Consider the following 21,426-nt stretch of genomic DNA (forward strand, 5'->3'; position numbering starts at 1 on the left):
TCCTCGGTCGTGCTGCGCGGGCACCGTCCGTGGTCCCGCGTGGTCATGACTGCCGCCGTCCGCTCCGCGATCCGGCCGCCGGCCTCAGGCACGGGGATGCGCCTGGGCATGGACAGCACGGAGCCGTTCGACCGTCACGTGCGTGTAGATCTGCGTCGTGGCGAGGCTAGCGTGGCCGAGCAGCTCCTGGACGGAACGCAGGTCCGCGCCGCCCTCGAGCACATGCGTGGCGGCGGAGTGCCGCAAGCCGTGCGGACCGATGTCCGGCGCCCCCGGGACGCCGGCGGTCGCGGCGTGCACGGTGCGGCGGGCCTCCCGGGCGTCCAGCCGGCGGCCGCGCAGCCCGAGCAGGAGCGCCGGCCCGGAGTCCGGCGTGGCCAGGGCAGGTCGGCCGCGGGTGAGCCAGGCGTCCAGCGCGCGCTCGGCCGGCAGGCCGTAGGGCACGCTGCGCTCCTTGCGCCCCTTGCCGAGCACCCGCAGCAGCCGGCGGCCGCGGTCGACGTCGTCGACGTCCAGCCCGACGAGCTCGCTCACCCGGATGCCGCTGGCGTAGAGCAGCTCCAGGACGACGGCGTCGCGCAGCCGGACCGGCGACTCCTCGCCGGCGGCGGTCTCGACCAGTGCGCGTGCCTGCTCGGGCGCCAGCACGTCGGGAAGGGTCCGGTGGGCCTTGGGGCTCACCAGTCGCTGTCCCACGTCCTCGGGGGTGAGTGCGGCGCGGCGCAGCCAGGCGGTGAACGACCGTGCCGCCGAGGCGTGCCGTGCGGTGGTCGAGCGGCCGTGCCCCCGGGTGCGGCCCTGCGCGAGCCAGCTCCGGAGAGTGGCGAGGTCGAGGTCGTGCGGCTGCGTCCCGCTGCGCCGGGCGAGGTGGTCCAGCAGCCGGGCGACGTCCCCGACGTAGCTGCGGACCGTGTTGGCCGACAGGTCGCGCTGCGCGCTGAGGTGCTCCTCGTAGCCGGCCAGCGCCTCGGCCAGCGCCGGTGGCAGCCCGGCGCGGATCTCTGCGGTGCTGGGCGTCGCCACGGGGGCACGGTCCGTCGGCGCCCCGCGCCGGTCAAGCCGCCGCGCCGGGGCGCTCCGGCGGTGGGGACAACCGCCAGCCGGTGCCCGTCCACTGGACCAGGTCGGCCAGTTCCAGCGACGGCAGCACCTTGAGCACCTCCAGGACGTCGCACCCGGCGACGCTCGCCAACCGCTCGGGGCTGGCCCCGATGCGCACCGGGCAGGCGTCCAGCACCCGGGCAGCGATGTCGGAGAGGCCGTCCCGCGGGGATGTCGGCCGTTCCACGGCCGGCGCCAGGTCGGTGCCGATGCCCCCGACCGCCTCGATGACCTGCGCCGCCGAGGTGACCAGGACCGCCCCCGCCTCCTGGTCGCGCAACAGCTCGTGGCAGCCCACCGAGAGGGCCGAGGTGACCGGACCCGGAACCACCATCAGGGGCCGGTCGAGCCGCCGCGCACGCTGGGCGGTCGCGTGCGCGCCGGATCGGGCCGCCGCCTCGACGACCACCGTGCCCCGGGTGAGCCCGGCGATCAGGCGGTTCCGCACGAGGAACCGGTGCCGCAGCGGCGCGCAGCCGGGCGGCCACTCGCTCACCAGCAGCCCGGACTCGGCGATCCTGGCGAAGAGCGCGCCGTGCGCGGCGGGGTAGACCCGGTCGACGCCACAGGCCAGCACCGCGATGGTCGGCGCCTCGGCGGCGAGGGCGCCGCGGTGGGCGGCGGCGTCGATGCCGTAGGCCCCGCCCGAGACCACCGTCCAGCCCCGTTCGCCCAGCTGGTGACCGAGCTCGGCGGCGACGTGCTCGCCGTAGGCCGAGGAGGCCCGGGAGCCGACGACCGCCACCGAGCGGTCGGTCACCGCGTCCAGCCGGGCCGGGCCGCGGACCCACAGCGCCAGCGGCGGAACCGGCGCCCGGGTGCGGTCGGACTGGTCCCGGTGGTGGAGCGGCTCCCCCGCCACCGCGACGGTCAGCGCGTGCAGCGGCCAGGCCGGCCACTCGTCGTCCTCGGGGACCACGAGCCGCGCCTGGCACCGTCCGGCGCGCCGCAGATCGGCCAGGGTGGCGTCCTCGTGCGCCCGTGCGCCGACCAGCGACCGGATCCGCTCCGGGGCGGCGCCGGCCCTCAGCCGCCGCACGGCGTCCACCGGACCCACGTCCTCGACGTAGCGCCAGAGGTCGATCGTGCCCGGCTCGACCGCCCGGCTCAGCCAGGCCCGCGCACGGCGCACGCCCGGGTGCACCTCCCCGGGCAGGGCTGCTGAGCCGGCCGCCTCCTCGAGGTCCTCGTCCAGGTTCACGCCGCGCTCCGCTGCAGCCGCATGCCCAGGGCCTCGGCCACCTCGTCGGGTCCCGGCACCGTCCGCCCGGCCAGGTCGGCCAGCGTCCAGGCGACACGGACGACCCGGTCGAACCCCCGGACCGACAGCGACCCGCGCTCCAGGGCCCGCTCGGCCAGCCGCAGCGACGCCCGCGGGACCGCGAACCGCTCGCGCAGCATCCGCCCGGGCACCTGGCTGTTCAGCCCGAGGCCCGTGCCGGCCAGCCGCTCCTCCGCCGCCAGCCGCGCCCGGCGGACCCGCTCGGCGACGACCGCCGTCGACTCCGGTGCACCCAGCCCGTCGAGCCAGGCGGCCCGGGTGACCGGCGGCAGCTCCACCCGCAGGTCGACGCGATCCAGCAGCGGACCGGACAGCCGCGACTGGTAGCGCCGCCGCTCCAGCGGGCTGCAGGTGCAGGCGGTGTCGCCGGCGGCGCTCGCACACGGGCACGGGTTGGCCGCCAGGACCAGTTGCGCCCGGCAGGGGAAGGTGGCCGAGCCGGCGGCCCGGTGGATGGTCACCTGCCCGCGCTCCAGCGGCTGGCGCAGCGTGTCGAGGACCGCCCGCGGGAACTCCGGCGCCTCGTCCACGAACAGCACGCCGCGGTGTGCCCGGCACAGGGCGCCCGGCCGGATCTGCCCCGAGCCGCCGCCGATCAGCGCGGCCATCGTCGCCGAGTGGTGCGGGGCCTCGAAGGTGGGCCGGGTGACCAGCGGGGCGTCCGGCGGGAGGGTGCCGGCGATCGAGTGGATGGCCGTCACCTCGAGCGCCGCCTGCTCGTCGAGCTCGGGCAGCAGGCCGGGCAGCCGTTCGGCGAGCATCGTCTTCCCGGCACCCGGCGGCCCGCCGAGGAAGAGGTGGTGTCCACCGGCGGCGGCGACCTCCACCGCGCGCCGGCCCGCGGCCTGGCCGACGACGTCGCCGAGGTCGGGCACGGGCGGCTGGACGGGCGACGGGCCGCGCTCGTGCGGCCGCAGGACCGTCTCCCCGCGCAGGTGCCCGACCAGCTGCGCGAGGCCCTCGACCGCCAGCACCTCGATCCGCTCGACCAGGGCCGCCTCGGCTGCGTTCGCGGCCGGTACGACCACCTGGCGGTGCCCAGCCTGCGCGGCGGCGAGCACGGCGGGCAGCACGCCGCGGATCGCCCGCACCGACCCGTCGAGCCCGAGCTCGCCCAGCAGCACCAGCCGGTCGACCGCGCGGCGGCGCACCGCGCCGGCGGCCGCGAGGACCGCCGCGGCCAGGGCCAGGTCGAAGCCGCTGCCCTGCTTCGGCATCGACGCCGGGGAGAGCCCGATGGTGATCCGCCGGGCCGGGAACTCCCCGCCGGCGTTGACCACCGCAGCCCGCACCCGGTCCACCGACTGCCGCACCACGGCGTCGGGCAGGCCGACCAGGACCACCCCGGGCAGCCCCGCCGCGATGTCGACCTCCACCTCGACCATCGCCCCCTGCACCCCGGCGAGGCCGACCGACCAGGTGCGCGCCAGCGTCACGGGAACGCCGCCCGCAGGTGCGTCACCAGGGCCGGACGCTGCGGGTGCACGAGGACGCCCACGACGTCGAACCGGATCTCGGGCGCGTGCTCGTCGTGCGCGGCAAGCCACCGCCGGGCCAGCACGCGCAGCCGCCGCTGCTTGGCCGGCGTCACCGCCTCGACGGGATGGCCGTAGCCGGTGCCTCTCCGGGTCTTCACCTCGCAGAAGACCAGGGCGTCCCGGTCACGGGCGACGACGTCGAGCTCGCCTTCCCGGCAGCGCCAGTTGCGGTCGAGGACGCACAGCCCGGCGTCGGTCAGGTAGGCGACGGCGATCTCCTCGCCGCGGGCACCGAGATCAAGAGGAGGCACTCCCCGACCGTGCCGCGCTGCCGCGACCGGGCCCAGCGCCGGCGCTCATCTGTGGACGGCGCCGGGGCCTGTGGACGAGCTACGGCAGGCGCGGGCCGTCCGGCAGCTCGAGGTCGGGCTTGTCGAGCTCCTCCACGTTGACGTCCTTGAACGTCAGCACCCGCACGTTCCGCACGAAGCGGGCGGGCCGGTACATGTCCCACACCCAGGCGTCGGAGAGCTTGAGCTCGAAGTAGATCTCCCCGCCGGCCTCCCGGACCTGCAGGTCGACGGAGTTGGCCAGGTAGAACCGGCGCTCGGTCTCCACCACGTAGGTGAACTGGCGGACGATGTCCCGGTACTCGCGATAGAGCTGAAGCTCCATCTCGGTCTCGTACTTCTCGAGATCTTCGGTGCTCATGGACGCTGCTCCGCAGAGGAACCGGACGCCTGTGGCGACCCTCGAAGGTCCTCGGTGCTCGGAAGGGCTCGGGACGCAGGACGCATGGCCCCATCATCGACCATGACCCCGGAACCGGTGCGGTGGGCCGTCCGGGCGGCGTGCGCGTCGCGCGCCCGGGCCACGTTCACGTACCGCATACGGTGCTCCGGGCAGGGGCCGTGCCGCTCCAGCGCCGCGGTGTGCACGTCGGTTATGTAGCCCTTGTGGCCGGCGAAGTCGTACTCCGGCCAGCGCGCGTGCAGGTCCAGCATGATCCGGTCCCGGGTCACCTTCGCCAGCACGGAGGCGGCGGCGACGCAGGCGGCCACCCGGTCGCCCTTCCAGACGGCCAGCCCGGGCCGGGCGAGCCCGGGGACCGGGAAGCCGTCGGTGAGCACGTAGTCGGGGCCGGGTTCGAGCATCGAGACGGCGCGGCGCAGCGCCTCGATGTTGGTGACGTGCATGCCCCGCTCGTCGAGGTCCTCGACCGGCAGGACGACGACCGACCACGCCACCGCGCGGTCGACGACCTCCTCGTAGACCCGCTCGCGGGTGGCGGAGCTGAGCAGCTTGGAGTCGGCCAGGCCGGGCACCCGCCCGCGTCGTCCGGACGGCAGGACGCACGCGGCGGCGACCAGCGGCCCCGCACAGGCGCCCCGGCCGGCCTCGTCGGCGCCGGCGATCGCCTCGAAGCCGCGTCGGCGCAGCACGCGCTCCATGTCCCAGAGCGCGTCGGGCCGGTCGTCGGCGACCGTGCGCCGGGCACGGACGGCCGGCGCCGAGCTGGAGTGGGTGGGACGAGCAGCCATCGCGGCACGACAGTACGACCACGCCGCGACACCGCGACCGACCCCCGGACACACCGCGGGCCGGCCCCCACGAGGGGCCGGCCCGCAGGCGCCGCGGAGCAGCGGTGGATCAGATGTCGGCGGTCACGTCCGGCCCGGTGGCCTGCAGCGCGTGCGCGCCGCAGGTGCAGCCCGGAGTGCGCGACGAGAGCACGAGGGAGACGGCGTGCGCCCGATCGCGGGCACCGAGCTTGCGCAGGATGGCCTTGATGTGCGACTTCACGGTGTCCTCGCTGATGAACAGGTTCCGACCGATCTGCCGGTTCGACTGCCCCTGCAGGAGCTCGTCGAGCACGTCCTGCTCGCGCCGGGTCAGCGGCACCTCGGGGGTGAACGGCTTGGCCGCGGGCACGGCCGACGGCTCGACGCGGCGGATCTGCGGGTCGACGACGACGCGGCCGGCGCGGGCGGCCAGGATCGCCCAACCGAGCAGCGTCGGCGACGTGTTGACCATCAGGTAGCCGCGGATGCCGGCGGCCAGGGCCTCGTTGACCACAGCGGGGTCCTCGGAGGTCGCCAGAGCGATGATCGCCACGCGGGGGAACCGCCGCCGCAGGTCGCGGCAGGCCGCCAGGGTCGCGGCGCGGCCGGGGCCGAGCTCCACCACGACGGCGTCGGGGCGGGCGGTCTCGGCCAGCGCGAGCGCGCGGCGCAGTTCGCCGGGGGTGCCCACCGACTGCATGCCGGCGGTCTCGTTGATCATGCTCACCAGCCCCCGGCGCAGGACGGGCGCGTCGGCGAGGAGGAGCACGCGGGTGACTCCGCGGGCCGTGCTCGCCAAGGGTGCAGACACAAGGAACTCCGTTTCACTTTCCGGGAACGTGCAATGTCCCCATCGGAAGGGTGAAACGGTTGCTTGAATGCTTCTCCGACATTTGCTGCGGCGATTACCCGCACTCATCGTCCGTTCCCGATGAGTCACACGGGTAACAGCACGACCATCACGGCTCGGCGCGCGCACCCCTGGTCCGGCGTCGCCGCCACGCCGTCACCGGCGCCGCTCCCGCCAGGCCGACCGCGTACGGCAGGACGGCGACGGCGCCCACCGGGCTCGCCCCGTCGCCGGCCGGCACCGCGGGAACCGCCGCGGCCGCCTCGGTGCCCTGGATGTCGGGTGAGTCCAGCAGGCCGAACCGGCTCAGCGGCCAGACGATGACCGCCGCCTTGCCGATGACGTCGTCGACGGCGATGGTGCCCGCGTACTTGTCCCCCACGTGCGACCGCGAGTCCGCCGACGCCGATCGGTGGTCGCCCATGACCCACAGCCGCCCGTCGGGCACGGTCACCGGGCCGAACACGCGGCTCTCGATCGGGCTGTCCTCGAAGATGTAGGGCTCCTCGAGCGGTTCGCCGTCCACGGTGACGCGACCCTCGGTATCGCAGCACTGCACCGTCTGGCCCCCGGTGGCGACCACTCGCTTGACGAAGTCGTCCTCGCTCGGCGGGGCGACCCCGATCGCGCGCCCCAGCCACAGCAGCGCCCCGGTGAACCAGTTGTCCGGCTCGTCGACCGAGATCTCCGGTGTCCAGGTGTCCGGCCCCCGGAAGACCACGATGTCGCCGGGCTCGGGCTCGCCGAACCAGTAGGGGATCTTGTTGACCAGCACCCGGTCACCGGTGCAGCCGGTACAGCCGTGCAGCGTCTGCTCCATCGACCCGGACGGGATGAAGAAGGCCTGCACGAAGAAGCTCTTGACGACCAGCGCCAGCACGAAGGCGATCAGCAGCAGGACGGGCAGCTCGCGCAGCAGGGAGCCCTTCTTCGCCTCCTCGTGGCGGCTGCGCCGGCTGTGGCGGGCGGCCGGCGGCCGGCCGGTTCCGCCGGCGGGCGTCTCGTCGGGGCCGTCCGGTTCCCACGGAACGACATCGGCGGGCCCCCCGGGCCGGTCGCTGCTCATCGGAGCCAGCGTACGGCGCGGGGGACCCGCCGAGATCCAGCCGGTCGGGCCGGCTGTCAGGCGTGTCCGCGTGGGGAGGTCAGCGCGAGACGGTTTCGCGCTTCTCCTTGATCTTGGCGGCCTTGCCGCGCAGCTCGCGGAGGTAGTACAGCTTGGCGCGGCGCACGTCACCGCGGGTGATGACCTCGATCTTCTCGACGACCGGGGTGTGCACCGGGAAGGTGCGCTCCACGCCGACGCCGAAGCTCACCTTGCGCACGGTGAAGGTCTCGCGGATGCCACCACCCTGACGGCGGATGACGACGCCCTGGAAGACCTGGATGCGGGAGCGGTTGCCCTCGATGACGCGGACGTGCACCTTGACGGTGTCACCCGGGCGGAACGAGGGGATGTCGTCGCGCAGCGAGTCGGCGTCGAGTGCGTCCAGGGTGTTCATCTCGGCAGTCCTCAGTCTCAGATGGCTCGTTCTCGGTTCGGACAGCGGAACGCCCCGGCTGTCCGTTCCGGGGTGCTGCGGCTCCGGTGCGGAGCTCCCGACAGCCCGGCCGTCGGTCAGCAGCGACTCTCTACTGTGCCACATCCTCAGACGACGACGCGCGGGGACCCCGTCCACGGGCCGCCGGACAGCTCGGCGAGCAGGGCCGGCAGGTCGGCCGGCACGAGGTCCACGGCGCCCGCGGCGAGCTCCTCCGGTGACCACCACCGGTGCGGCTCGTCGGCCAGCAGCTCCAGCTCGGTGAGCGCCCCGGGCACCACGTCGTGGACGACGTCCCGGAGCACGAAGTAGGTCTCGCGGGTGTCGTAGACCCGGCCACCGAACGGGCCGACGTGGCGGCGCAGCCAGACCGGCCCCTCCAGCGCGGCCGGGTCGACGTGCAACCCGATCTCCTCGGCGAGCTCCCGCACGGCGGCCTCGCGCAGCGTCTCGCCGGCCTCCACACCCCCGCCGGGCGTGTACCAGAACAGCACCTCGCCGGGCGGCATGGCGGGATCGGGGAGACGGGCGCCCATCAACAGCACCCGGCCGGCAGGCTGGAGGACGATGACGCGCGCCGTCGTCCGGACGATCGCTCGCCCACCCACCCGACGCTCACTCACCGGCCAGCGCCGCCCGTTCGGCGCCGGTGAGCGCGTCGTCCGGCAGCGCGGCCAGCAGGTCGGGACGGCGGTCCGCGGTGCGGCGCAGCGACTCCGCCCGCCGCCAGCGGGCGATGCCCGCGTGGTCGCCGGACAGCAGGACGTCGGGCACCTCGTGCCCCCGCCAGCTCGCCGGCCGGGTGTAGGACGGGCCCTCCAGCAGGCCGTCGGCGTGCGAGTCGAACTCGGCGGACTCCCGGTTGCCCAGCACGCCGGGGATGAGCCGGGTGACCGCCTCGGTCATCACCAGCACCGCGGACTCCCCGCCGGCGAGCACGTAGTCACCGATCGACACCTCGGAGACCGGGCCGGCGTCGGCCGCCCAGTCGGCGACCCGCTGGTCGATGCCCTCGTAGCGTCCGCAGGCGAAGACCAGCCCGGGTTCGGTGGCCCACTCCGCGGCCGTGGCGTGGGTGAAGGGCCGGCCGGCGGGGGTCGGCACGACGAGCCGGGTGCCGGGCGGGCGGACGGCGTCCAGCGCCCTCCCCCACGGCTCGGGCTTCATGACCATGCCGGGGCCGCCCCCGTAGGGCGCGTCGTCCACGGTGCGGTGCACGTCGTCGGTCCACTGCCGCAGGTCGTGCACGCCGACGCTCACCAGGCCGCGCTCGATGGCCTTGCCGAGCAGCGACTGGCGCAGCGGCGCGAGGTACTCGGGGAAGATCGTGACCACGTCGATGCGGAACGCCGGACTCACAGGTCGAGCAGCCCCTCGGGCGGGTCCACCACCAGGAAGCCGCCGGCGACGTCCACGGTGGGCACGATCGCCGAGACGAAGGGGATCAGCGCCTCCCCGCCCTCGGCGCGCCGCAGGACGAGCAGGTCCTGCGCCTCGTGCCGGACCGCCGCGACCTCGCCGAGGACCGACTCGTCGGGCAGCCGGGCGGTCAGTCCGACCAGCTGGTGGTCGTAGTACGAGTCGGGCTCCTCGATCTCCGGCAGGTCCGCGATCGGGACGAGCAGGAGCGTGTTGCGCAGCTCGTCCACGGCTTCGCGGACGTCGTAGACCGCGCCCGCGGCGTCGGCGAGCTGCAGCAGCAGGGTGCCGCTGTGCCACCGCTTGTCGACGACGGTCAGCGGCCCGCGCTCCGGCGGGTCGGTGGCGAGCACCGCGCCGGGGGCGAAGCGGAGGTCGGGGTCGTCGGTGCGGACCTCGACGGTGACCAGACCACGGACACCGTGGGGCCGGCCGATGCGGCCGACCACCACGGTGTCGGTGGGTTCGTTCGGTGTGCTCAAAGAGCTCGTGCTCAGCGCCCGTCGGTGTCGACGACGTCGACCCGCAGGCCCCGTCCGCCGACCCCGGTCATGACCTGGCGCAGCGCCTTGGCCGTGCGCCCGCCCCGGCCGATGACCTTGCCGAGGTCGTCGGGGTGGACCCGGATCTCGAGGGTCTTGCCGCGACGGTTGGTGAGCAGGTCGACGGTGACGTCGTCGGGGTTGTCGACGATGCCCTTGACCAGGTGCTCGAGCGCTTCTTCGAGCACGACTTACTCGGCCGGCGTCTCGGCCGGAGCAGCGTCGGCCGCGGGGGCCTCGGCGGCGTCGGCCTTGGGAGCGGCCTTCTTCTTCGGGGTGGTGGCGCCGGCGGCCGGCTCGTCCATGCCCGAGCGGACAGCGGCCTCGTAGAGAGCCTTCTTGTCCGGCTTGGGCTCGGCGACCTTCATGGGGGCCGGGGCCGGCTCGCCCTTGAACTTCTGCCAGTCGCCGGTGACCCGGAAGATGGCGGCGACGGCCTCGGTCGGCTGCGCGCCGACGCCCAGCCAGTACTGCGCGCGCTCGCTGTCGACCTCGATGAAGGAGGGGTCCTCCTTCGGGTGGTACTTGCCGATCGTCTCGATCGAGCGCCCGTCGCGCTTCGTGCGGGCGTCGGCGACGACGATGCGGTAGTACGGCGCGCGCATCTTGCCCAGGCGCATGAGCTTGATCTTGGTGGCCACGGTGGGTGGTGTTCTCCTCGAACGCGTTTCGGTGCTCGCCGGAACGACGTGTGGGGTTACGCCGGGGCGGAGCCAGGGACACGGGCGGGAACGGTGAGAGGGCCGCTACCGCCGTGTTCGACCGTTCATTGTGCCAGAAGGTGCGCCGGCGCCGCCCAGCCCCGTCCGGAGGCTCGCGCCGAGCGTGCGAGGCGGCAGGAGGACGGGTCCCCCTGCTACTTCCCGACGGCCGCGAGGATGCAGGCTGCAGCCCCGTCGACCGGGATCTCCTCGCGCTCACCGGTCCTGCGGTCGCGCAGCTCCAGGACGCCCTCGGCCAGGCCGCGGCCGACGGTGACGATCGTCGGCATGCCGAGCAGCTCCGCGTCCTTGAACTTCACGCCCGGGGAGACCTTCGGGCGGTCGTCGTAGAGCACGGTGAGCCCGGCGGCTACCAGCTCCTGCGCCAGCGTCCCGGCGGCCTCGAAGATCCCGGGGTCCTTGCCGGTGGCGACGACGTGCACGTCGGCCGGGGCGACCTCGCGGGGCCAGACCAGGCCCAGCTCGTCGTGGGTGGACTCGGCGATCGCGGCGACCGCGCGGGAGACGCCGATCCCGTAGGAGCCCATCGTGACGGTGACCAGCTTGCCGTTCTCGTCGAGCACCTGGAGGCCGAGGGCGGCGGCGTACTTGCGGCCCAGCTGGAAGATGTGACCCATCTCCACGCCGCGGGCGAGCTCCAGCGGCCCGGAGCCGTCGGGCGCCGGGTCGCCGGCAAGCACCTCGGCGGCCTCGATGACGCCGTCCCAGGTGAAGTCCCGGCCGGCGACGAGGTCGAACACGTGCTTGCCCGGCTGGTTGGCGCCGGTGATCCAGCGGGTTCCGGACACCACGCGCGGGTCGACCAGGTACCGGATCCCCGACTCGCTGTCCGCGCCGAGCACCTGCGGGCCGATGTAGCCCTTGACCAGTGCGGGGTGCTCGTCGAACTCGGCGAACGGCTCGACCTCGGCGGGGGCGACCTGCGCCTCCAGGCGCTTGGCGTCGACCTCGCGGTTGCCGGGGAGGCCGACGGCCAGCGGCTCGCGGGTGCCGTCGGGGTGGACCAGCGTGACGACGACGTTCTTCAGCGTCGACGCGGCGGTGTAGCCGGCGTCGGGGAACATCTGCTGCGCGACGGCGACGAGCGTCTCGATGGTCGGCGTGTCGGGGGTGTCCTCGACGTGCGCCTCGGGCAGACCGTCGAGCGGAACCTCGTCGGGAACGACGGTGGTGACCGCCTCGACGTTGGCCGCGTAGCCGCCGGGTGAGCGGACGAAGGTGTCCTCGCCGATCGCCGTGGGGTGCAGGAACTCCTCGCTCTTCGAGCCGCCCATGGCCCCCGACATCGCCGAGACGATGGCGTACTCGAGGCCCAGCCGGTCGAAGATGCGGATGTAGGCATCGCGGTGCGCGGCGTAGCTCTTGTCCAGCCCGGCGTCGTCGACGTCGAAGGAGTAGCTGTCCTTCATCGTGAACTCGCGGCCGCGCAGCAGACCGGCGCGGGGGCGTGCCTCGTCCCGGAACTTGGTCTGGATCTGGTACAGCGACAGCGGCAGGTCCTTGTACGACGAGTACAGGTCCTTCACCAGGAGCGTGAACATCTCCTCGTGCGTGGGGCCGAGCAGGTGGTCGATGCCGCGGCGGTCCTTGAGCCGGAACAGGTTGTCGCCGTACTCGGTCCAGCGGCCGGTGGCCTCGTAGGGCTCCTTGGGCAGCAGCGAGGGGAAGTGCACCTCCTGCGCGCCCATCGCGTCCATCTCCTCGCGGACGATGCACTCGACGTTGCGGAACACGCGGAAGCCCAGCGGCAGCCAGCTGAACCCACCGGGTGCGGCCCGCCGGATGTAGCCGGCACGCACGAGCAGGCGGTGGCTCGGTACCTCGGCGTCGGCCGGGTCGTCCCGAAGGGTCCGCAGGAACAGGGAGGACATCCGCAACAGCACAGGAGAAGTCTCCCAGGCCCGGCGAGGTGATCTCACCGCCGGGCCCGAGAGCCGTGCCGCGGGACGGCGGCGGTGCACTGGTCACGGTCGCCGACGAGGGGCCGGGCCTGGACGCGACGGCGCTCGAGCCGGGGCGTCGGGCATGAGCTCGCCCGGATCGATCACCCGCAGCGGCCGCGCCGTGGCTACGATCGGCCAGGTCAGAGGCGCGTCCACGACCCCGTCGCGGGGCCGACCCCGGAAGCGAGGCATCCGTGGGCCGAGACGGCAGCCGGCAGGGCGGCGCCGACCGACCGCTGCCCGCACGCCTCGACCCGCGCGCCGGCGGGCGGCCGCCTTCCCGTGCGCGTGCGGACTCCGCCGGGCCGCCACCGCTGGGCCGCCGCCGTCGCCTCGTGGTCGCGAGCCGAATCGTCGCCGGGCTCCTCTCGGTGCTGCTGCTCGCCGGCTCGGGCTGGGGCTGGTACCTCGGCCAGGTCGCCGACGCGACGGTGAACCGGACCGACGCCATCCCCGCCGACGGCAACGAGGACAGCGGGGACGTCGGCGAGGCGATGAACCTGCTGCTGGTCGGCAACGACAGCCGCAGCAACCTGACCGACGAGCAGCTGGCGGAGTTCAACGCCGGCACCGACTCCGGGGTCAACACCGACACGATGATCCTGGCGCACGTGCCCGCCGACGGGTCCCGGGCATCGTTCGTCTCCTTCCCGCGCGACTCGTGGGTCGAGATCCCCGGCTACGGCTGGGACAAGCTCAACGCCGCGTACGCCTACGGCTACGCCGATGCCGGGAGCGCCGACCAGAGCGGGCGCCAGGCCGCCGGGGCCCGGCTGCTGGTCCGGACCATCAACCGGCTCACCGGGCTGCAGATCGACCACTACGCCGAGGTGGATCTGCTCGGCTTCTTCGAGCTCAGCTCGGTCGTGGGCGGCGTCGAGGTGAACCTGTGCACCGCGGTGGACGACCGCGAGTGGTCCGGGGCCTTCTTCCCGGCCGGACCGCAGACCATCAGCGGCGCGGACGCGCTGAGGTTCGTCCGCCAGCGGCACGGGCTGCCCGGGGGCGACTTCGACCGCATCGTCCGCCAGCAGGTCTTCATCGCCGGCGTCCTGCGCAAGATGCTCTCCGAGGACGTGCTGCTCGATCTCGGCAAGCAGCGGGAGCTGGTCCAGGCCGCCGCGGAGTCGCTCACCGTGGACGAGGACCTGGACCTGCTCCAGCTCGCCGAGCAGATGCAGTCGGTGACCACGGGCAGCATCGAGTTCCAGACCGTGCCGAACCTCGGGGTCGATCGGGAAGGTGACAAGTCGATCGTCCGGCTCGAGGAGGAGGAGACGCTGCGCCGGTTCTTCGCGGAGCTGTCGGCCGAACCCGAGGAGCCCGCATCCGAGGACGCCGCCCCGCCGGAGACCGTCGACCCCTCGGAGGTCTCCGTGGCCGTCTTCAACGGCTCCGGGGCCAGTGGGCTGGCCGCCCAGGCGGAGACCGAGCTCGACGCCGAGGGGTTCACCGTGGTCTCCACCGGCAACGCGGACTCCTCCGACTACCTGCAGACGGTGGTCCGGCACGCCGCGGGCGACGAGACCCTCGCCGCCACGGTCGCCGCCGCCGTCCCCGGCGCCGTCACCGAGGTCGTCGACGGCGCCACGCCGGGCACCGTGCAGCTCGTCCTGGGCACGGACTTCAACGGCGTCGGGGAGGCCACCGACGTCCAGCCGCCGGCGGAAGCTGGTGCGGGCGAGGACGCCCGCACCGCCGCCGACACCGGCTGCATCAACTGACGCCTGCCGCTCTCGGCCGGCGGACGATCAGCTGACGAGGCGGCCGCCGAGGATCGTTCGCTGCGGTCGCTGCAACGAGTCGAGGTCGGCGCGCGGGTCGGTCTCGTAGACCACGACGTCGGCCCTCGCCCCCTCCTCGATGCCGCGCAGCCCGAGCCACTCGCGCGCCTGCCACGAGCCCGCCGCCAGCGCCGCCTCGGCCGGGATGCCGGCGCCGCGCAGTGCGCGGATCTCGTCGGCGATGACCCCGTGGTCGATGCCGCCGCCCGCGTCGGTGCCGGCGAACACCGGAACGCCCGCCTCGTAGGCGGCCCGCACCACCGCACCGGAGTTCGCGTACAGCCGCCGCATCGTGCTGGCGTAGCTGGGGAACTTCTTCTCCCCCGCCGCCGCGAACCCGGGGAAGTTCTCCACGTTCACCAGCGTCGGGACGACGGCGGTGCCGCGCCGGGCCATCTCGCCGATGAGCTCCTCGGTCAGCCCGGTGCCGTGCTCGATGCAGTCGATCCCGGCCTCGATCAGCGCCGGCAGCGCATCGGTGCCGAAGGTGTGCGCGGTGACCCGGGCGCCCTCCTCGTGCGCGGCCATGATCGCCGCGGCGAGGACGTCGGCCGGCCACTCCGGCGCCAGGTCGCCGACGGACCGGTCGATCCAGTCGCCGACCAGCTTCACCCAGCCGTCGCCACGGCGGGCCTGGATACGCGTCTGCGCCACCAGGTCGTCGGGCTCGATCTCGATGCCGAGCCCGGGGATGTACCGGCGGGTCCGGGCGATGTGCCGCCCGGCCCGGATGATCGTCGGCAGCTCCGGGTCCCCGTCCAGCTCCCGGGTGTCCACCGGTGAGCCGCAGTCGCGCAGCGCCAGCACCCCGGCGTCCCGCTCCACGAGCGCCTGGGTGCGCGCGGCGGCGAGGTCCTCGACGTGGCCGCCGCCGCGGGCGATGCCGACGTGGCAGTGCGCGTCGACCAGGCCGGGCAGCAGCCAGCCACCCCGGCTGACCGTCTCCGCGCCCGGGACCGGCTCGAAGGTGAACCGCCCGTCGCGCACCCAGACGTCGCGGTGCTCCCCCTCGGGCAGCACCACACCGGACAGGTGCAGCGCTGCCCCCACCGATGCGGGGGCGGTCACCGGCCCGGCCGCTCGTCCTTGAACTGGTCGAAGTTGAGCTTGGTGAGGTCGGGCATGCCCTGGCCGGGGGGCAGCCCCGGCATCCCGCCCCCACCGAAGGGGTTCGCCCCGCCGGGGAAGCCCGCACCGGGCGGCAGCCCGGGGGCGCCCACGGGACGGCGGGCCGGGCCACCCTTCCCCTTGCCCTTCTTCCCCTTGCCCTTCTTCGACTGCGCCTGCATCTGCCGGCCGCGCGCCTTCTTCGACATCGGGCCCATGCCGGGCAGCCCCATGCTGCCGGCCATCTGGCCCATCATCTTCTGGGCCTGGGCGAACCGCTCCAGCAGGCCGTTGACCTCGGTGACCGTCACGCCCGAGCCGTTGGCGATGCGCACCCGGCGGGACGAGTTGATGATCTTCGAGTTGACCCGCTCCTCGGGCGTCATCGACTGGATGATCGCCGCCGTGCGGTCGAGGTCCCGGTCGTCGACCTGCTTGAGCTGTTCCTTCATCTGGCCCGCGCCCGGGAGCATGCCGAGCAGGTTGGCGATCGGCCCCATCTTGCGGATCGCCATCATCTGCTCGAGGAAGTCCTCGAGGGTGAAGCCCTCGCGGGAGGCGAGCTTGCCCGCCATCCGCTCGGCCTGCTCGGCGTCGAACGTCCGCTCGGCCTGCTCGATCAGCGTCAGCATGTCGCCCATGCCGAGGATGCGCGAGGCCATCCGCTCGGGGTGGAAGACGTCGAAGTCGCTGAGCTTCTCGCCGGTGGAGGCGAACATGATCGGCTGGCCGGTCACGTACCGCACCGACAGCGCGGCACCACCGCGGGCGTCACCGTCGAGCTTGGTCAGGACGACCCCGCTGAACCCGACGCCCTCCTGGAAGGCCTGCGCGGTGGTGACGGCGTCCTGGCCGATCATCGCGTCGACGACGAAGAGGGTCTCGTCGGGCGTGACGGCGTCGCGGATGTCGGCGGCCTGCTGCATCAGCTCGGCATCGATGCCCAGCCGGCCGGCGGTGTCGACGACGACGACGTCGTGCATGGTGCGGCGGGCGTGCTCGATCGAGTCGCGGGCCACCTGCACCGGGTCGCCGACGCCGTTGCCCGGCTCCGGCGCGAAGACGTCGACCCCGGCCTGACCGGCCACGATCGACAGCTGGTTCACCGCGTTCGGGCGCTGCAGGTCGGCGGCCACCAGCAGCGGCGTGTGCCCCTGCGACTTCAGCCAGCGCCCCAGCTTGCCGGCGAGGGTGGTCTTACCGGCACCCTGCAGACCGGCCAGCATGATCACCGTCGGCGACTGCTTGGCCAGCCGGATGCGGCGGGTCTCGCCGCCGAGGATCTGGATGAGCTCCTCGTTGACGATCTTGACGACCTGCTGCGCCGGGTTCAGCGCCTGCGAGACCTCCGCGCCCCGGGCGCGCTCCTTGACGGCGGCGATGAAGGCTCGCACCGCCGGCAGCGCGACGTCGGCCTCCAGCAGCGCGATGCGGATCTCGCGCGCGGTCGCGTCGATGTCGGCGTCGGAGAGCCGACCCTTGCCCCGGAGGCCGGTGAAGACCTTGTCGAGGCGGTCGGAAAGGGTCTCGAACACAGCACGTCCTCAGGAGTCACGGGCGCGGGCTCGCCGCACCACCTGATCCCCAGCGTATCGAGTGGCGAGGAAGGGGCGGTTCTCCCGGAGGGTCCCGCCGCGAGCCTGCGAGCGATGCAGGGTGGGAGTGCCCTTCCTCAGGCTGCGCGGCCGAGCCGGGCAGCCGCGGGCACCACGGCGGCGTCCCCGGCGACCAGCGCGGCGCCGCAGTCGGCACAGGCCCACTCGGGGCACTCGCCGCCGTCCTCGGTGTGCCCGTCGACGCAGGGCGGCTGCACGAAGTCCCGGTCCTCCCCGCAGGCGGGGCAGGGCCACTGGCGGCTGTCCACGACGAACTCCTCTCGGTAGGTGGGACCGGTCCGTCCCGGTCCGCCTCGCGACGGTCGCACGCACCACTGACAGGACCGAGGACCTCAGGACGGCGTGTCGGGGCCCACCGCCACCGCGGGCCCGCGCGTCGCCGCCACCAGCGCCGCATCCACCCGCTCCCGCTGTTGCGGGTCGACCGGCAAGCCGGACGGGTTGCACACGTAGAAGCAGTCGACCGCGTCACCGCCGAGCGTCTCGATGCGGGCGGAGGTCACGTCCAGCCCCTCGCTCGCGATCGCCGCCGTGAGCCGGTAGAGCAGCCCGGCCCGGTCCCCGGCCCGCACCTCGACGATCCCGGTCGCTCGGCCGCTGACCTCGTGGTTGTGCCAGGAGATGCGCGGTGGCGCGGACCGCGCCTCCTCGCGGTAGTCGACCTCCCGCTGCCGCAGCCGCTCGGGGAGCGACAGCGTCCCCTCCAGCGCCGCCCGCACCCCGTCGGCGAGGATCTCCGGCACCGGCGCGCGGCCGAACCGCGGCCGCACCGCGAACACCCCGGTGCCGTAGCCGTCGGCCACCGTCATCTTCGCCGCTCGCACGTCGAGCTGGTTGAGCGCCAGCACGCCGGCGCAGGTGCTGAGCAACCCCGGCTGGTCGGGGGCGCCGATGGTCACCTGCTGGCCGTCGGCCACCTCCTCGATCCCGACGGTCACCGACCGGGTGACACCGGTGATGTCGGGGGCGGACGTGGTCACCTGTGCCGAGGTGGGGTGGAGCACGGGGTCGGGTTCGGCCAGCTGCGGGCCGCCCAGGGCGGCCTGCACCCGGGCGACCAGCGCCGCGACCAGGTGCGCCTTCCACGGCGACCACGCCGAGGCGCTGGTGGCGGCGCCGTCGGCCTGCGCCAGGGCGTGCAGCAGCTGCAGCACCGTGGCGTCGTGCCCGATGGTGGCCGCGACCCGCTCGATGGTCGCGGGATCGTCGATGTCGCGCCGGGTCGCCGTCGCGGGCAGCAGCAGGTGGTGGCGCACCAGCGTGCCGAGCACGGCGACGTCGGGCTCGGAGAAGCCCATGCGGGCGCCGATCTCCGCGGCGATCGGTTCCCCGACCACGCTGTGGTCCCCCTGCCACCCCTTCCCGATGTCGTGCAGCAGGGCCGCGACCAGCAGGAGGTCGGGCCGGTCGACGTCACGGGTCAGCTCGCTGGCCGCGGCCGCGGCCTCGATCAGGTGGCGGTCGACCGTGTAACGGTGCCACGGGTGGCGCTGCGGCAGCGACCGGATCCGGTCCCACTCGGGCAGCAGCCGGGAGAGCAGGCCCTCCTGGTCCAGCTGCTCCAGCACCGGGACCGCCGACCGTCCGCTGGCCAGGATCCGCAGGAACGACCAGCGCGCCTCCGGCGGCCACGGCTCGGGCAACGACGGGCTGTGCACCGCGAGCACCTTGAGGGTGTACGGGGAGAGCAGCAGGTCCGCGCGGGCCGCCGCGGCGGCGGCCCGCAGCACCAGCCCGGGGTCGGTGGCGGGGTGGGCGTCGCGGGCGAGCACCACCTCGTCGCCCTGCCGGACGACGCCCTCGGCCAGCGGCTCGCGGCGCACCCGGCGGTACCGCCCGCGCGGTCGGCGGACCAGCGCGGCCTCCACCCGGCGCCAGGTCTCGTCGGCGACGAAGCTCAGCCGCCGTCCGGCCAGGCTCACCTCACGCAGCAGGACGTCCTCGTCGGCCAGCCCCAGGGTCGCGGCGATCGCGCGCTGCTCCTGGCGCACGAGGACGTCCGACGCCCGCCCGGACCGGCGGCGCAGCTCGTCGCGCACGTCGAGCAGGAAGGCGTAGGCCTGCTCGACCTCGGCGGTGGGTTCGTCGGCGAGCTGCGCCGCGGCCGCTGCCCGGAGCACCTGGCCCTCGCGCAGCCCGCCGTATGCCTCCTTGAGGTCGGGCTCGAGCAGGAACGCCAGCTCCCCCAGCCGGCGGGCCCGCTCCCGGCGCAGGTCGCGCAGCTGCGGCATCAGCCGCGAGGCGTGCTGCCGCCAGCTGGCGAGCGCCGCCGTCCGCAGCCGGGCGGCCAGCTCCGCGTCCCCGGCCACCAGCCGGGCGTCGAGCAGACCGAGCCCGGCCTTGACGTCGGTGGAGGAGACGGTGACCGCCTCGGCCACCGACCGGACCGAGTGGTCCAGGCGCAGGCCGGCGTCCCAGACCGGGTACCAGAGGGCATCGGCGACGGCGGCGATCTCCGGCCGGTCCTCGTGCACCAGGACCAGGTCCAGGTCACCGTGCGGCGGGAGCTCCCGGCGGCCGAGGCTGCCGACGGCGACCAGCGCGAGGCCGTCGGTGCCCGTCCGGGGCGGCGGCCCACCACGCCGGGACCGGGGCGGCGGCGTTCCGGCGACGGCGTCGCCGAGCAGCCCGGTGAGCCACCCGTCCAGGGCCTCGACCCGCTCCGCGCGGCCGAGCCCCGGCAACGCCTCGGTGTCCAGCACGACTCCCCCTCGGTACGGCCCGGATGAAAGGCGTCGGCCGGGGTGGCGGGCGATCCCACCACCCCGGCCGACGGGTGCGCTACGCGCGAGTTGCCACATCGCTCCGGTCAGAGCGCGTCGTCGCCGCGCTCGCCGGTGCGGACCCGGACGATCTCGTCGACCGAGGTCACCCAGACCTTGCCGTCGCCGATCTGGCCGGTGGAGGCGGACTCCACGACGGCGTCCACGACCCGGGCGGCGTCGAGCTCGCTGACGACCACCTCGATGCGGACCTTCGGCACGAAGTCCACCTGGTACTCCGCCCCGCGGTAGACCTCGGTGTGACCCCGCTGACGGCCGAAGCCCTGGACCTCGCTGACGGTGAGCCCGGCGATGCCGATCAGCTCGAGCGCGTTCTTGACGTCGTCGAGCTTGAACGGCTTGACGATCGCGGTGACCAGCTTCATGCCAGCGTCCTCTCGGTGTTGCGGGCCTCGGCACGCGCCTGGCCGGCCAGTGGGGCGGTGGAACCGCTGCCGCCGAGGGAAGCGAAGTCGTAGCCCGACTCGGCGTGCACGACGTTGTCGATGCCGGTGACCTCGTCGTCCTCGGTGAGGCGGAAGCCCATCGTCTTCTGGATGACGAGCCCGATGACCAGCGTAAGGACGAAGGAGAAGGCGAGGACGGCCACCGCCCCCACGACCTGGCGCCAGAGCTGGTCGACGCTGCCGCCGTAGAAGAGGCTCTCGACACCAGCGGGGGCGTCGGGGTCGGCGAAGAAGCCGATGGCGATGGTGCCCCACAGGCCGCCGACCAGGTGGACGCCGACGACGTCGAGCGAGTCGTCGTAGCCCAGCTTGTACTTCAGGCCCACGGCCAGGGCGCAGAGCGCACCGGCGATCGCGCCGATGATGATGGCGCCGATCGGGGAGACCGCGGAGCAGGCCGGCGTGATCGCGACCAGGCCGGCGACGACACCGGAGGCGGCGCCCAGCGAGGTCGAGTGACCGTCGCGGATCTTCTCCACCACGAGCCAGCCGAGCGTCGCCGCGCCGGTGGCCACCAGCGTGTTCACCCACACCACCGAGGCGGTGTTGTCGGCGGCCAGCGCGGAGCCGGCGTTGAAGCCGAACCAGCCGAACCACAGCAGCCCGGCGCCGATCATGACCAGCGGCAGGTTGTGCGGGCGCATCGCCTCACGGCCGAAGCCGCGCCGCTTGCCCAGCACCAGGGCGAGCGCCAGGCCCGCCGCACCGGCGTTGATGTGCACGGCGGTGCCGCCGGCGAAGTCGATCGCGGCCAGGTCGTTGGCGATCCAGCCGCCGACCACGTCGTCGCCGTCGAAGGCGAAGACCCAGTGCGCCACCGGGAAGTAGACGACGGTCGCCCAGATGCCGGCGAAGACCATCCAGGCACCGAACTTCGCGCGATCGGCGATGGCACCGGAGATCAGCGCCACGGTGAGGATGGCGAAGGCGGACTGGAAGCCGACGAAGGCCATGGTCGGGAGCGCCGCGTCGGTGTCCTCCATGAGGCCGTTCAGCCCGAAGAACTCGAAGGGGCTGCCCAGGAGGCCGCCGCCGATGTCGTCCCCGAAGGCGATCGAGTAGCCCCAGAGCACCCACAGCACGCTGATCAGCGCCAGCGCCCCGAAGCTCATCATCATCATGTTCAGGACGCTCTTGGCGCGGACCATGCCGCCGTAGAACAGCGCGAGGCCTGGGGTCATCAGCAGCACGAGCGACGCACTGGTGAGGATCCAGGCGGTATTGCCGGTGTCGAGCACGGCAACCTCCTG

The 21,426-nt window shown here is 74.0% G+C and carries 22 protein-coding genes; 1 reads left to right on the forward strand and 21 read right to left on the reverse strand.

Features of this window, described 5'->3' with window-relative positions; genetic code table 11:
• Nucleotides 1–84 precede the first annotated feature (84 nt).
• From ABC795_RS12805 to ABC795_RS12875, 15 genes are all read right to left on the reverse strand, one after another.
• Nucleotides 85–1,023 carry a tyrosine recombinase XerC gene (locus ABC795_RS12805; RefSeq protein WP_347057567.1) on the reverse strand — a complete coding sequence of 313 codons (939 nt, stop codon included), beginning with the start codon at nucleotides 1,021–1,023 and terminating at the stop codon, nucleotides 85–87.
• 31 nt (nucleotides 1,024–1,054) lie between these two features.
• On the reverse strand, nucleotides 1,055–2,302 hold the full coding sequence (dprA, locus tag ABC795_RS12810) for a DNA-processing protein DprA (RefSeq protein ID WP_347057568.1): 1,248 nt from the start codon (nucleotides 2,300–2,302) through the stop codon (nucleotides 1,055–1,057).
• A complete protein-coding gene (locus ABC795_RS12815) occupies nucleotides 2,299–3,819 on the reverse strand; it encodes a YifB family Mg chelatase-like AAA ATPase (RefSeq protein ID WP_347057569.1) in 1,521 nt (506 codons plus the stop codon). Before ABC795_RS12815 ends, dprA begins: the two co-directional genes overlap by 4 nt.
• Nucleotides 3,816–4,172 (reverse strand): YraN family protein, encoded by a 357-nt coding sequence (locus ABC795_RS12820; RefSeq protein ID WP_347057570.1) that lies wholly within the window; start codon nucleotides 4,170–4,172, stop codon nucleotides 3,816–3,818. Before ABC795_RS12820 ends, ABC795_RS12815 begins: the two co-directional genes overlap by 4 nt.
• 79 nt (nucleotides 4,173–4,251) lie before the next feature.
• Nucleotides 4,252–4,572 (reverse strand): DUF2469 domain-containing protein, encoded by a 321-nt coding sequence (locus ABC795_RS12825; RefSeq protein WP_347057571.1) that lies wholly within the window; start codon nucleotides 4,570–4,572, stop codon nucleotides 4,252–4,254.
• Nucleotides 4,569–5,402 carry a ribonuclease HII gene (locus ABC795_RS12830; protein WP_347057572.1) on the reverse strand — a complete coding sequence of 278 codons (834 nt, stop codon included), beginning with the start codon at nucleotides 5,400–5,402 and terminating at the stop codon, nucleotides 4,569–4,571. Before ABC795_RS12830 ends, ABC795_RS12825 begins: the two co-directional genes overlap by 4 nt.
• A gap of 109 nt (nucleotides 5,403–5,511) precedes the next feature.
• Nucleotides 5,512–6,234, reverse strand: coding sequence for a response regulator transcription factor (locus ABC795_RS12835; RefSeq protein WP_347057573.1), 723 nt, complete (start codon nucleotides 6,232–6,234; stop codon nucleotides 5,512–5,514).
• Nucleotides 6,235–6,382: 148 nt separating this feature from the next.
• A complete protein-coding gene (gene lepB / locus ABC795_RS12840; RefSeq protein WP_347057574.1) occupies nucleotides 6,383–7,339 on the reverse strand; it encodes a signal peptidase I in 957 nt (318 codons plus the stop codon).
• A 79-nt stretch (nucleotides 7,340–7,418) separates the two neighbouring features.
• Nucleotides 7,419–7,775 (reverse strand): 50S ribosomal protein L19, encoded by a 357-nt coding sequence (gene rplS / locus ABC795_RS12845; RefSeq protein WP_347057575.1) that lies wholly within the window; start codon nucleotides 7,773–7,775, stop codon nucleotides 7,419–7,421.
• A 146-nt stretch (nucleotides 7,776–7,921) separates the two neighbouring features.
• Nucleotides 7,922–8,422, reverse strand: coding sequence for an NUDIX domain-containing protein (locus ABC795_RS12850; RefSeq protein WP_347057576.1), 501 nt, complete (start codon nucleotides 8,420–8,422; stop codon nucleotides 7,922–7,924).
• A 7-nt stretch (nucleotides 8,423–8,429) separates the two neighbouring features.
• The gene (gene trmD, locus ABC795_RS12855; RefSeq protein ID WP_347057577.1) at nucleotides 8,430–9,173 is read right to left on the reverse strand and encodes a tRNA (guanosine(37)-N1)-methyltransferase TrmD; all 744 of its coding nucleotides are present in this window, start codon (nucleotides 9,171–9,173) and stop codon (nucleotides 8,430–8,432) included.
• Complete coding sequence (gene rimM, locus ABC795_RS12860; protein WP_347057578.1) at nucleotides 9,170–9,715, reverse strand: ribosome maturation factor RimM; 546 nt, start codon at nucleotides 9,713–9,715, stop codon at nucleotides 9,170–9,172. Before rimM ends, trmD begins: the two co-directional genes overlap by 4 nt.
• A gap of 11 nt (nucleotides 9,716–9,726) precedes the next feature.
• Entirely contained in the window at nucleotides 9,727–9,963 is a 237-nt protein-coding gene (locus ABC795_RS12865; protein WP_113799223.1) for an RNA-binding protein, read from the reverse strand.
• Between the two features lie 3 nt (nucleotides 9,964–9,966).
• Nucleotides 9,967–10,416, reverse strand: a complete 450-nt coding sequence (gene rpsP, locus ABC795_RS12870; protein WP_347057579.1) for a 30S ribosomal protein S16 — start codon at nucleotides 10,414–10,416, stop codon at nucleotides 9,967–9,969.
• A 215-nt stretch (nucleotides 10,417–10,631) separates the two neighbouring features.
• Nucleotides 10,632–12,368, reverse strand: a complete 1,737-nt coding sequence (locus tag ABC795_RS12875) for a proline--tRNA ligase (protein WP_347057580.1) — start codon at nucleotides 12,366–12,368, stop codon at nucleotides 10,632–10,634.
• Between the two features lie 407 nt (nucleotides 12,369–12,775).
• On the opposite strand from ABC795_RS12875, the gene ABC795_RS12880 reads away from it, so the two are divergent.
• A complete protein-coding gene (locus tag ABC795_RS12880) occupies nucleotides 12,776–14,164 on the forward strand; it encodes an LCP family protein (RefSeq protein WP_347057581.1) in 1,389 nt (462 codons plus the stop codon).
• Nucleotides 14,165–14,191: 27 nt separating this feature from the next.
• On the opposite strand, the gene ABC795_RS12885 is transcribed toward ABC795_RS12880, so the two are convergent.
• The 6 genes from ABC795_RS12885 to ABC795_RS12910 form a co-directional block, all read right to left on the reverse strand.
• Entirely contained in the window at nucleotides 14,192–15,292 is a 1,101-nt protein-coding gene (locus ABC795_RS12885; RefSeq protein ID WP_347057582.1) for an amidohydrolase family protein, read from the reverse strand.
• On the reverse strand, nucleotides 15,289–16,866 hold the full coding sequence (gene ffh / locus ABC795_RS12890) for a signal recognition particle protein (RefSeq protein ID WP_347057583.1): 1,578 nt from the start codon (nucleotides 16,864–16,866) through the stop codon (nucleotides 15,289–15,291). The genes ABC795_RS12885 and ffh overlap by 4 nt, the downstream gene beginning before the upstream one ends.
• A gap of 137 nt (nucleotides 16,867–17,003) precedes the next feature.
• Nucleotides 17,004–17,195 carry a hypothetical protein gene (locus ABC795_RS12895; RefSeq protein ID WP_347057584.1) on the reverse strand — a complete coding sequence of 64 codons (192 nt, stop codon included), beginning with the start codon at nucleotides 17,193–17,195 and terminating at the stop codon, nucleotides 17,004–17,006.
• A gap of 84 nt (nucleotides 17,196–17,279) precedes the next feature.
• Nucleotides 17,280–19,649, reverse strand: a complete 2,370-nt coding sequence (locus ABC795_RS12900) for a [protein-PII] uridylyltransferase (RefSeq protein ID WP_347057585.1) — start codon at nucleotides 19,647–19,649, stop codon at nucleotides 17,280–17,282.
• A gap of 107 nt (nucleotides 19,650–19,756) precedes the next feature.
• The gene (locus ABC795_RS12905; protein WP_347057586.1) at nucleotides 19,757–20,095 is read right to left on the reverse strand and encodes a P-II family nitrogen regulator; all 339 of its coding nucleotides are present in this window, start codon (nucleotides 20,093–20,095) and stop codon (nucleotides 19,757–19,759) included.
• A complete protein-coding gene (locus tag ABC795_RS12910) occupies nucleotides 20,092–21,414 on the reverse strand; it encodes an ammonium transporter (RefSeq protein ID WP_347057587.1) in 1,323 nt (440 codons plus the stop codon). Before ABC795_RS12910 ends, ABC795_RS12905 begins: the two co-directional genes overlap by 4 nt.
• Nucleotides 21,415–21,426: the final 12 nt, after the last annotated feature.

Source organism: Blastococcus sp. HT6-30, from assembly GCF_039729015.1.
In the GTDB taxonomy this organism is placed as follows: domain Bacteria; phylum Actinomycetota; class Actinomycetes; order Mycobacteriales; family Geodermatophilaceae; genus Blastococcus.